This window comes from Leeia speluncae (assembly GCF_020564625.1).
In the GTDB taxonomy this organism is placed as follows: Bacteria; Pseudomonadota; Gammaproteobacteria; order Burkholderiales; family Leeiaceae; genus Leeia; species Leeia speluncae.
Genome location: NZ_JAJBZT010000003.1, coordinates 335349 through 347519, shown reverse-complemented (window position 1 = coordinate 347519; position 12171 = coordinate 335349). Strand labels below are relative to the sequence as shown.

The window sequence follows — 12171 nt, the reverse complement described above, 5'->3', positions numbered from 1 at the left end:
CCCGTGCGCAAAGAACCTTGACACTAACCCATGCTTTAAAGCGTAAACGTGCAGGAGAATGGCAGGTAGTGGAGCCTTCTCGCTTTATTAATGAAATGGGGGTGGATGATCTTTGGTTTAGTGGACGACCTGTTGCCGATAAGGCCGCCGCTAAAGTGCGCGGATCGGAACGCCTTGCCGGCTTAAAGGCCATGCTGAAAAAGCCAGACGTAGAAGGGGAAGGCAGTAGCTAACCTTTTTCCCCTGTAACTATAGCCAATAAAAAAGGTGCCGTAGCACCTTTTTTATTGGGCAGCTGCAAATGATTATTTGCTTGCAGCGCCTTCGCTTGCTTTAGACTCGCCAGAAGCAACGCCTTCTACTTTTGGTTCAGTAAATTTAGCGCCGCCGCTGTTAGCCATGTAAGCAACCGCACGTGCAACTTCTTGGTCTGTCAGGTTAGCGTTACCACCTTTAGCTGGCATCTTGCCATTAAAGCCTTCAACTGCATGCTTAACCAATGTGTCGAAACCTTGTGCAATACGTGGGCCCCATGCTGCAGCATCACCTAATTTAGGTGCGCCAATCAAGCCATCTTTGTGACAGGAGAAGCATACTTGCTCATAAACCATTTTGCCGGTCATAGCACCAGCAGCAACTACTTCGCCAGCATCTAGTTCACCAACTTGTTTTACGCGCGCGTTAATCGCTTCTGCAGTCATATCATCAGGGTTTGCCTGACCTGCGTTGTAAGAGATCACTAGTTTAGCTAGTAGAAATACAGCGGCTACCGCTACAACAATCCCTGCAACGACCAACCCTAGTGGGTTGCTTTTTCCTGTGCTCATGCTTCTCCTACCTTGTCTAGAGGGCGAAAAAATTAAAATCCTGCGAATTATAACGTCAAAATAACATGCTGCGATAGAAATTCATGGACGTTTGATCAGAAAATAGCTATCCTTTGCGTCCTAATGTCGGTGTCGCAACAACCGTTGTCGCCATTTGGCACCCGTAGCTCAGTTGGATAGAGTGTCAGTTTCCGAAGCTGAAGGTCACAGGTTCGATTCCTGTCGGGTGCGCCACTACCTTCCTTCGTTCGCCCTTTCATTATCAATTACTTAACTTAAAGCCCCTGTTTGCTGGTGCTGGGTTATCGTTTGCTTTTCAGGCGCGCTGTGCCACTGAGGTGGCCTGAAAAAACAGACACACCTGTTTGTTAAAATGGAACTAACAGGAGGATGACGTGAGTAAGAGAGTTACACAAAGCTATACACCAGAATTTCGGACAGAAGCAATCAAACTAGTTATAGAGCAAGGCATGTCTGTTGCAGAAGTGGCCTCAAGACTTGGTGTGAACCAAGGCACGCTCGCCGATTGGGCGACGAAAGCACGTAAGCTACAGCGGTCGAGTACTGAGAGCAATCGGAAACAAAGTGTTGAATCACTAATCGCCGAAGTTCGACGGCTACGCAGGGAGTTAGCTGAAGCCAAAATGGAAAAGGAAATATTAAAAAAAGCGACTGTAGATTCAATCTGTCAACGCAACACCTTATCAATAATCTGTACTAGCTCAGACTTGATCTGACCGTTACCAGTTTTGGGCTGGTGTCTGTCAGATTAGATTCGAGTCAGATTCTTTTCTGCCCAAATCCGTTTCCCATCCATCAATGTTTCAACTGGCGTTCTACCGTTGCATATTTTTCCTCGCTTTATTTTCCTCGTCATTGTTACCGCATAAAAGTAATGCACTATTGGCCACTGCTTTGGCTCGGTGTTCAAGTATTTGTTTTTTCATCATAAATTCGTTGGGCTGTTACGAATTGTTGCATGGCAAAATGACATAGCGGTAATCACTGGGATGTACTAAAGTTAATCGTATATGCTCGTTATCTATTGAGTTTACGTGGCCATTTGATGTTTTTTTATGTGGATGACTTTGATCATTAGTAGCAAAAGTGAGTGCTTAAATGCGTCGGCAGTTCTTCGTCATTTTTATTCCTTGCGCGTTACTTATTTTGCTTAGTGGATGGCTGATAGGCGTATCCCCTAGACAAAATGTGCTCAACCCGATTTTTTCCCAAGAGTCGGCCTATGTATCTTTAGCTGCAAATCGGCTAAAGAGCGAGTTAGCCCGTCCAATAGATCATATTCATAGTCTGACACGCGAAGAGCCTGTACGCCTTGGGTTTATTAAATCCGACTCAGAAAATTTACTTTCCATGCAAAGGGCTTTCATTAGCTTGTTAATGCGCAACCCGTCTTATGCCTCTGTTCGTTGGGTGGATGAAAAGGGGATGGAGCAAGTAAAGGTGGAGAGAGTCGGCACAGCGGTCGCGGCAGCGCCTACTTCTCAATTGCAAGATGTTCATCAGCGCTACTATTTTTTAGACATTCTTCAGACGCCACCTCACTTGGTTTACGTCTCGCCTGTTGACTTAGATTATCAACAAGAAAAGCGCCAAAATACTCATCAGGCTGTCATACGGGTTGCGCAAAAAGTATTTGATGATCGAGGGCGGTTGCGTGGATTTATTGTGATCAATAATGATGCAAAGGCTACGCTTTCAGCCTTCGTGAACAGCGCCGCGCCAATCAAGCAACGATTAATGTTGTTGAATAATGAAGGTTACTGGCTACTTAGTCCAAATCCTAAAGATGAATGGGATTTTTTGGGTGTTTCAAATAAGACTTTCGGTGTTCGGCAGCCAGACGTTTGGCGCAATATCAGTACGCAGCATTCAGGGCAACTACATTTGAAAGCAGTGTGGACATGGAAAACGGTTAAACCGCTGGATGACTATGTGGGCGTGGTGAAATCTCATGTGACATGGCGTGTGGTTAGTGAATTGCCTGAAGAAATTATTTTAAACGCACAACTTTCCGCATTATGGCCTGTGGGTGTTGCCGTCTTTTTTATGCTGATCTGTCTAGGATTTGGGACGTATATGTTTGTCCTTCGTCTTGAACGTGAGCGTCAAATGAAAGAGGCTGCCATTCATGCGGAAGAAGAAACGAAAAGTGCCCGACAGATCGAGCAAGCCAATCAAAATTTTAAGATCGTATTTGAAGCAAACTCAAACGGACTGCTGATTGTCGATAGAAATGGTCTGATTGTTCAGGTGAATCAGGCGCTAGAAACTATGTTTGGATATGCCCCAGATGAGTTGATCGGGCTGCCCTTGAAAACACTGTTACCTGAAAGTTCACGGCAAGTACATGCCAATCATCTCGCGCATTATTTTGATCAGCCATTAACACGACAGGTAACGGCAGGAGGCACATTAACCGGCCTTCATAAAAATCAATCACTGATTCAAATTGAGGTTGGGTTAAGTCATTTTGAAACAAATGGCCAGCATTTTGCCTTGGCCAATGTGATTGACTATACAGAGCGTAAGCGAGCAGAGCGGCTCGAGCAGTTTAGAACGGAAATTCTTGAAGTGTTGGTGGATGGGTTACCTTTATCCGACATTCTCACTCAAATTGTCATTGGGATTGAGTCACTTTCGCCTAAGTCTTTATGCAGTGTGTTGTTGGTTGATGATTCGAATGCCACGTTAAAACAGGCTGCCGCACCTAGCCTGCCTGATTTTTATAATGAGGCGATCGATGGCATCTCTATTGGCGAACATCAAGGTAGTTGCGGTAGTTGTGCCCATAGTGGGGTTAGAACGATAACTCCGAGCATCCAGGATGATCCATGTTGGGTTGATTTTGCCGAGGTTGCTAGTCGCGCAGGGTTAAAGTCTTGTTGGTCAGAGCCCATTACAGATTCTGGGCATAAAGTGATTGGCACCTTTGCTATTTATAGAAGAGAGGTTGGCGAGCCTGATCAATATGATCTTCAAATGATTAAGCAAGCGGCAACATTGGCGGCGATCGCTATTGAGCATCGTCGAAATGAAATGGCGCTAAACGAATATCGTGAACATTTGGAAGATTTGGTGAAGGTGCGTACAGCTGAATTGGTGGTCGCGAAAGCAGAGGCCGATTCAGCAAATGAGGCGAAAAGCGTGTTTTTGGCCAATATGTCTCATGAAATTCGTACACCACTTAACGCCATTATTGGATTTGCGCAGTTGTTAACTTTGCAACTGACTGAAGACGCTCACTTAGCAAAATTAAATAAATTAATTTCTTCGGGTAAGCATTTGCTGGAGATTATTAACGACATCTTAGACCTTTCTAAAATTGAGGCTAATCAAATCGTATTAGAGCAGTCGCCATTTCAAGTGCCGATTATTATCGATAATGTGTACAGCATTTTTGCGGAGCAAGCGGCCGCGAAGGGGCTTGATTTTAATGTCGTTACTGATCCTGCGCTGACGGATTTATTGGTGGTTGGAGATCAACTTAGATTAAGGCAGGTGTTGATTAATCTTATTGGGAATTCCGTTAAGTTTACCACTGTAGGGCACGTGGCGCTGAATGCTAGTTTGAAGGGGGTTGCTCAGGGAGTTGCCAACCTTGCGTTTGAGGTACGGGATACAGGGGTTGGAATTAGTGATGGTAAACAGCATCTATTATTTAAACCATTCGAACAGGCGGATTCTAGTATCGCGCGAAAATACGGCGGTACAGGTCTTGGCTTGGCCATCTCTCGTCAATTGGTTAGCCGAATGGGGGGTGATATTTCTTTTTCGAGTAGCCCTGATCGAGGCAGTGTGTTTGCTTTTACTGTGCGCTTACCCGTGGGAGAGGCGCCACTATCGTTGCCTGAGCGAGCAAATGAGCTTGAGTTGGTGATGAAAAAAGGGGCGAAAGTTCTTTTGGTTGAAGATAATGAAATCAACCAAGAGGTTGCTGCCGAATGGCTTTCTTCATTTGAGTTGCAGGTCGATGTGGCTAGTGATGGCGAAGCCGCTTTGCGTAAATTTGCCGAGAGTGAGTATGAGTTGATTCTGATGGATGTTCAGATGCCTATCATGGATGGCTTGGAGGCGACTCGTCGAATTCGACAGCTACCAAAAGGTAGAAAAATTCCTATCTTGGCGATGACGGCGAATGCGTTTAAAGAAGATAAGCAACGTTGTTTTGATGCCGGAATGAACGACTTTTTGGTCAAGCCAGTTGAACCAGATGAATTAAAAATGCGATTGGCGCAATGGTTAGGATGCGTGCCGGAAACGGGAGGTCTAGATAAGCCGGCAACTGCTAATCAACACGAGTTATCTTCTGTCGAGCAAACTGGTGAGTCTCTGGTTAGCACCGCCTGGGGCATTGTCTATTGGAAGAGTAAAGAGAAATATCTGTTATTCCTCGATAAGTTTTTTAAGCGATTTAGTGATTATGAGTCTGCATTGGCACCAGCATCTCCAGCAGAAAAAAGAAGGTTGCTACACAATTTAAGAGGGGCTGCTGCTAGCTTGGGACTAAAAGCCTTGTCTTCTGCCGCATGGACGGCAGAGCAAAAAATTCATCAAGATGAAGAGGCTTTGGATGCGTTAACTCCTTTTTATGAGTGTTTTTATGCCACCCTGCGAGAAATTCAGCTGCTTATACCGGAAGAGTTTGCGCAGACACATTCAGCGCCGAAGGTAGTGGATGAAGTACTGCTGAAAAAGTTAATTTGCAATATATGGAAGCTACTTAATGAAGATAGCCCCGATATTGTTGATCCGCTAATTAAACAACTAGATCCCTTATTGTCATCGGAGACGCTGCAGCCTTTGCAGCAGGCGGTTAGCCAATATAATTTTAGAGAAGCAGAGCAAGTTGTTCTTTCTATTGCCAATCAATTCAATATCAACGTGGAGGATTAAGGATGCAAGTTGGTCCAATTCTAATCGTCGATGATGAGCCAATTAATTTAGATGCCTTGCGAGAGGCGCTTTCTGGTATTTATCGGCTGGTATTTGCAACAAATGGAGTGGATGCGTTATCTGCCGTAGAAAAGCATCGGCCGAGCCTGATTTTATTAGATATTCAGATGCCGCAGCTTAACGGATATGAAGTTTGTCTTTCGCTTAAAGCCAATCCGTTGACGGAAAATATCCCTGTAATTTTTGTTACTAGCCTGTCTGATACCTTTGATGAAACCTACGGCTTTGCGGTCGGTTCGGTGGATTACATCACCAAACCAATCCATCCTTCTGTTGTTCGTGCCAGAGTGCAAAACCAATTAAATTTAGTCCGGGCGTCGGCGTTAGAGCAAAGCTATCGTGATGCCATTAGTATGCTGGGGGAAGCTGGGCATTTTAATGATACAGATACCGGCCTACATATCTGGCGGATGGCGGCTTATGCAAAAAAAATTGCGCAAGCGGCAGGATGGGACGACGATAGTTGCACGCTGCTGGAATTGGCAGCTCCAATGCATGATATGGGCAAAATCGGCATCCCGGAAAGTATTTTACGTAAGCCAGGTAAGCTAGATGCGGCAGAATGGGAGGTAATGAAAACCCATACGACGATTGGCTACGAAATATTGAGAAAGAGTAATGCGCCACTATTTGTCTTGGCGGCAGAGCTTGCTTATTACCATCATGAACAATGGGATGGTAGTGGGTATCCTAATGGCGTCAGTGGGGAGTCGATTCCTGAATCCGCCAGAATTGTGGCTCTGGCAGATGTTTTTGATGCATTAACGATCAAGCGCCCCTATAAAGAACCATGGGGGATTGAGGATGTTATCAGGCATATCAAAGAGGCTTCGGGTACTCACTTTGATCCTCAGTTGGTGAGTATCTTCATGGATATTCTTCCGCAAATGATTGAAATAAAGCGAACTTGGGATGCCAAGGAGGGCGCTGTTTAGCTTAGTGCGGCAGCACTTGCTGATTGGTAGGTGTTATTGTGGAAGAAAGAAATGGTAAAGATTTCTGCAATCCTTTGTGTATCTTGCTTTCACAAAATTACCAAATCGTGCTCATTTTCTGTACAATCTCGTTTTTAAACGGGTAGGCCTTTTTGGCCCAACAAAAAATGACCGCTTCTACTGCTCCTTTAGTTGGCGTCGTGATGGGTAGTTCCAGTGATTGGGACGTCATGCAAAACGCCGTTCAACAACTTAAAGCCTTTGGTATTCCGTATGAGGCGCGTGTAGTTTCTGCGCATCGCACTCCAGATTTATTGTTTGAATATGCATCGACTGCACAAGCACGTGGCCTAAAAGCGATTATCGCTGGGGCCGGTGGTGCTGCGCATTTGCCTGGTATGTTGGCGTCTAAAACCATTGTGCCAATTTTAGGTGTGCCTGTTCCGTCTAAATACTTGCGTGGTGAAGACTCGCTGCTATCGATTGTGCAAATGCCAAAAGGCATTCCAGTTGCAACCTTTGCTATTGGTGAAGCGGGTGCAGCAAACGCTGGTCTATACGCCGTTGCCATGCTGGCCAATAACGATCCTGAGCTAGCTGAAAAATTGGCCGCATTCCGTAAGCAACAAGAAGAAACCGTGCTTGCAATGGAATTGCCTGCTGTATAACCGACAAATTGTGATTGATGTTGATCTGGGTTAATGATGTCTGATCGTACTCCTAATACTCCTATTCTTCCGCCAGCGATGCTTGGCATCTTAGGTGGTGGCCAGTTGGGCTGCATGTTTACCGTTGCGGCCAAAACCATGGGTTACCAAGTGACCGTGTTAGACCCAGATCCAAACGCACCTGCTGCAAGATTTGCTGATGAGCACCTATGTGCTGCGTTTGATGATCAAGCCGCACTAGAAAAAATGGCTGCCAATTGCGCAGCGATCACCACCGAATTTGAAAATGTGAATGCCAATTCAATGAAGTGGTTAGCGCAATCCACTTTTGTTTCTCCTCGCGGAGAGTGCGTGGAAATCGCTCAAGACCGTATTCGTGAGAAAACCTTTTTCCGTGATGCCGGTTTGCCTACTGCGCCATTTTTGGCAATTGAAAAAGCCTCGGACTTAGAGGTAGATCTCTCCCTCTACTTGCCTGGTATTCTGAAAACCGCCCGCATGGGGTACGACGGTAAAGGGCAGGTAAGAGTTAAAACAAAAGAAGAGTTGCTCACTGCGTGGCAGCAACTCAAAGAGACCGCCTGTGTCCTTGAAAAAATGATGCCGCTAAAAACAGAGGTGTCGGCAATTGTAACGCGTTCAGTTTCTGGTGATTGTGCAGTATTCCCAGTTTCAGAGAACCATCATTTTGAAGGCATTCTGGATGTATCCATTGTGCCCGCTAACGTGACTGATGCGGTGAAAACCTCTGCGGCGGCGGCAGCCAAAACAGTAGCATCGTCTCTTGGCTATGTTGGCGTGCTGGCGATAGAGTTTTTTGTGCTGGCCGATGATAGCTTGGTTGTTAACGAGATGGCGCCAAGACCGCATAACTCGGGTCACTACACATTAGATGCAACTACCGTTAGCCAATTCCAGCAGCAAGTACGTGCCATGTGTGGGTTGCCGCCAGGTGATGCAACGCTGCTAAAACCGGTTGCGATGGTGAACTTGTTGGGTGATGTATGGCCCGGTGCAGGTACTGCCGATTGCAAAGAGCCTGATTGGTCTAGCATGATGTCTGAGCCAAGTGGTTTCTTGCATTTGTACGGGAAAAAAGAAGCCCGTGTTGCCAGAAAAATGGGACATTACAATCTATTAGGTAGCAATGCGAACGACGTAGCGGCAAAAGTAGCGGCCTTGCGTGATGAGTTGCTGACTGCTGCTGGGCGCCCAAGACCGCTTGCGTAATCCTTTGTTTTGATTTTGAAATAGATACGTCAGGTTTTCCTGAAAAGAGAGTAAGAATGAACAGTTTGCTGACCTCAAATCTAACTAGTCTGAAAAAGATTTATTCGGGTAAAGTGCGTGACCTTTATGAAGTGGAAGGTGGCCGTCTATTGATGATTGCAACAGACCGCTTGTCTGCATTTGATGTCATTTTGGCTGAGCCAATCCCTGAAAAAGGGAAGATTCTGACTGCTATCTCTAATTTCTGGTTTGATAAACTAAAAGACGTGATGCCAAACCACCTAACTGGCGATTTGCCTGAAGATGTGGTGACGTCAGAAGAAGATCGCGCGCAAGTGGCTGGCCGCGCAGTGGTAAGCAAAAAGCTAAAAGGCTTGCCGGTTGAAGCGATTGTTCGTGGTTATGTGGCAGGCTCTGGTTGGAAAGAATATCAAAAATCAGGCACGATTTGCGGCATTAATTTACCTGCCGGTTTAAAAGAGGCAGATCAATTGCCGGAGCCAATTTTTACCCCAAGTACCAAAGCGGCCGTAGGTGATCATGATGAAAATATCACTTATGCACAATGCGAAGAAATTCTGGGTGCAGAGATGGCAGCAAAGGTAAGCGCCGCTGCAATTAAACTATACAAAACTGCAGCAGAATATGCGGCCACACGTGGCATCATTATCGCAGATACCAAGTTTGAATTTGGCGTAGATGATAACGGCGTACTTCACTTGATGGATGAGGCGCTAACGCCAGACTCAAGCCGTTTCTGGCCTGCTGACCAATATGTGCCAGGAACTAACCCTCCAAGCTTTGATAAGCAGTTTGTTCGTGATTGGTTAGAGTCAACTGGCTGGGATAAAACCCCTCCTGCACCGTCATTGCCAGCCGAAGTGGCGGAAAAAACGGCTGCAAAATATCGCGAAGCGCTAGAGAAACTAATGGCCTAATCTCTAGTTTCTACTGCAATAAACGAAAACGGCGCTAAATGAACTTTAGTGCCGTTTTGTTTTTTGTATCCAGCAACTTGAGTTTGAATGTCGTCAAACTTAGGTCGTAATTGGTAGATTGCTTGTCTGACTAGTAATACGAATTGTCATGCGTCTCTGGCAATCTAATAGATTGCTATTGCTTTCATTTACCATCTACTTGAATATGGGCAAATCAGCCCCATTTAGTCTGGATATGTAAAGCTTCACCGAATAACTTGACCCGATTCACCGGGCTTACCGGAGTAGTTCATGGTTCCTCATCTTACCACCGCCCTTACAGGCCCTTTAAAAGAACTAGAGACCCGTATTTTGAAGGCTCAGCCGAAAATTGAGCATTGGTTTCGTAGTCAGTGGACGGAGCATGCCGCCCCTTTTTATGCGTCGGTAGATTTGAGGAATGCAGGATTTAAGCTGGCACCGGTCGATACCAACCTATTCCCAGGTGGCTTTAATAACCTCAGCCAAGACTTTTTGCCATTGGCCATTCAGGCTGCAACCGTTGCGGTAGAAAAAGCCTGTCCTGAAGCCCGTGGTGTGTTGTTAATTCCTGAAAACCATACCCGTAATACGTTCTATTTGCAGAACGTTGCTGCTATTCATGGCATTTTGCGCCAAGCAGGGTTAAATGTTCGTGTTGGGTCTTTGTTGCCAGAAATTACTGAACCAACGCCAATTGACCTGCCAAATGGTAAACAACTGGTGCTCGAACCAATTTCGCGCCGTGGTAATCGTTTAGTGGTGGGGGAAGACTTCAGCCCTTGCGTGGTCCTACTAAATAATGACTTATCTGGTGGTATTCCAGATATTCTAAAGAATATTGAACAAAACCTATTGCCACCGCCATTTGCTGGGTGGTCTACACGCCGTAAAACCAAGCACTTTTCTGCCTATAACGACGTTTGTAACGAGTTTGCTGAATTAATCGGTATCGACCCATGGTTGATTAATCCGTACTTTGCGCATGTCGGCGAGTTAGATTTCCAAGCAAGACAAGGGGAAGATGTGCTTGCGGATACGGTGTCAGAGCTACTTAACCGTATTAAAGCGAAGTACCAAGAATACGGCATCACACATGACCCTTATGTGGTGGTAAAAGCAGATGCAGGCACTTACGGCATGGGTGTGATGACGGTAAAAGATCCGAGTGAAGTGACCGGATTAAATCGTAAACAACGCAACAAGATGTCGGTGGTCAAAGAGGGCCTAGAAGTAAACGATGTGATTATCCAAGAAGGTGTTCATACCTTTGAAACGGTGAACGAAGCCGTGGCCGAGCCAGTGGTGTATATGATGGATCACTTTGTCGTGGGTGGCTTCTACCGTGTACATACTGGACGTGGCGTGGATGAAAACTTAAATGCGCCTGGTATGCACTTTGTACCCCTCGCGTTTGAAAATCCATGTAACTCGCCAGATTGTGATGGCAACCCAGATATCGCGCCAAACCGCTTCTACGCGTATGGCGTGGTAGCGCGCTTAGCCTTGTTGGCCGCCTCACGTGAACTAGAGGCGATGAACGAAGAGTTTGGAGATTAAAGCATGCGTTTTGCGTTTATCTTAGACCCGTTACCGCTACTAAAAGCGTACAAAGATAGCAGCATTGCCATGATGCGTGCGGCGCAAGTCAAAGGCCATCATTGCTTTGCCATTATGCCAGAATCGCTTCGCGTTGAAGGTGATGCGTCCGATGTGCAGGTATTCGCAGAAGCGGTACCGCTGACGTTGTCTGACGATAATCATGATTGGTATCAGGCTGGAGAAGCGCAAGAGATTAACCTTAAAGATGTTGATGCCGTGATAATGCGTAAAGATCCGCCATTTGATGGTGAGTATCTGTACGCAACGCATCTATTAGAGGTGGCCGAGCGATCTGGCGCAAAGGTGTTTAATTCGCCAAAGTCACTCCGCAACTTTAATGAGAAACTGTCTATCCTTCGTTTTAATGCGTTTATCTCACCAACGCTAGTAACGAAATCGTCTGACAAGATTCGCGAGTTTGTCGCAAAACACCACGATGTGATTTTAAAACCGCTAGATGGCATGGGTGGTATGGGGATTTTCCGTGTCACGCCCTCGGACCCTAATCTGAGCGTAATTTTAGAGTCAATGACGTTAAATGGTGCGGTAACCATCATGGCACAACGCTATATCCCTGAGATTGTAAAAGGGGATAAGCGTATCTTGCTAATTAATGGCGAGCCAATGCCGTATGCACTTGCCAGAATTCCGCAAGTGGGTGAAACGCGTGGGAACTTGGCTGCAGGTGGGCGAGGTGTAGCTCAGCCCTTGTCTGCAAGAGACGAGGAAATTGCTCGTGCAGTTGGTCCTCTCGTCAAGGCAGAGGGGTTGTTGCTAGTAGGGTTAGATGTCATTGGCGATTATTTAACCGAAGTGAATGTAACGAGCCCTACTTGTATGGTAGAAATCGCCAATCAAACAGATTGCCGTCCTGCCGAACTATTTATAGATGCGCTGGTTGCCGCTGTTAGCTAGCGTGCTATTGCAGTGCAACACTGCCAATGCTAGCGCCTGACTGGAATACAGGGTATCTTTGCGC

9 protein-coding genes and 1 tRNA gene are annotated in these 12171 nt (G+C 46.0%); 9 read left to right on the top strand and 1 reads right to left on the bottom strand.

What is annotated here, in order from left to right:
• Window positions 1–305: 305 nt before the first annotated feature.
• Window positions 306–827, bottom strand: coding sequence for a c-type cytochrome (locus LIN78_RS07550; RefSeq protein WP_227180122.1), 522 nt, complete (start codon window positions 825–827; stop codon window positions 306–308).
• Window positions 828–984: 157 nt separating this feature from the next.
• Here LIN78_RS07550 and LIN78_RS07545 point away from each other — a divergent pair.
• The 9 genes from LIN78_RS07545 to gshB all read left to right on the top strand — a co-directional run bounded on the left by LIN78_RS07545 (window position 985) and on the right by gshB (window position 12107).
• A tRNA-Arg gene (locus LIN78_RS07545) sits at window positions 985–1061 on the top strand.
• A 161-nt stretch (window positions 1062–1222) separates the two neighbouring features.
• Window positions 1223–1564: a transposase gene (locus LIN78_RS07540; RefSeq protein ID WP_227180120.1), complete on the top strand. Its 342-nt coding sequence runs from the start codon at window positions 1223–1225 to the stop codon at window positions 1562–1564.
• Window positions 1565–1946: 382 nt separating this feature from the next.
• Complete coding sequence (locus LIN78_RS07535) at window positions 1947–5741, top strand: response regulator (RefSeq protein ID WP_227180119.1); 3795 nt, start codon at window positions 1947–1949, stop codon at window positions 5739–5741.
• A gap of 2 nt (window positions 5742–5743) precedes the next feature.
• Window positions 5744–6736: an HD domain-containing phosphohydrolase gene (locus LIN78_RS07530; protein ID WP_227180116.1), complete on the top strand. Its 993-nt coding sequence runs from the start codon at window positions 5744–5746 to the stop codon at window positions 6734–6736.
• Window positions 6737–6903: 167 nt separating this feature from the next.
• On the top strand, window positions 6904–7404 hold the full coding sequence (gene purE / locus LIN78_RS07525) for a 5-(carboxyamino)imidazole ribonucleotide mutase (RefSeq protein ID WP_227180249.1): 501 nt from the start codon (window positions 6904–6906) through the stop codon (window positions 7402–7404).
• 36 nt (window positions 7405–7440) lie between these two features.
• Window positions 7441–8634 (top strand): 5-(carboxyamino)imidazole ribonucleotide synthase, encoded by a 1194-nt coding sequence (locus LIN78_RS07520; protein WP_227180114.1) that lies wholly within the window; start codon window positions 7441–7443, stop codon window positions 8632–8634.
• A 56-nt stretch (window positions 8635–8690) separates the two neighbouring features.
• Window positions 8691–9572, top strand: coding sequence for a phosphoribosylaminoimidazolesuccinocarboxamide synthase (locus tag LIN78_RS07515; protein WP_227180112.1), 882 nt, complete (start codon window positions 8691–8693; stop codon window positions 9570–9572).
• 291 nt (window positions 9573–9863) lie between these two features.
• Entirely contained in the window at window positions 9864–11150 is a 1287-nt protein-coding gene (gene gshA, locus LIN78_RS07510; protein ID WP_227180109.1) for a glutamate--cysteine ligase, read from the top strand.
• Window positions 11151–11153: 3 nt separating this feature from the next.
• Window positions 11154–12107 carry a glutathione synthase gene (gene gshB / locus LIN78_RS07505; protein ID WP_227180108.1) on the top strand — a complete coding sequence of 318 codons (954 nt, stop codon included), beginning with the start codon at window positions 11154–11156 and terminating at the stop codon, window positions 12105–12107.
• Window positions 12108–12171: the final 64 nt, after the last annotated feature.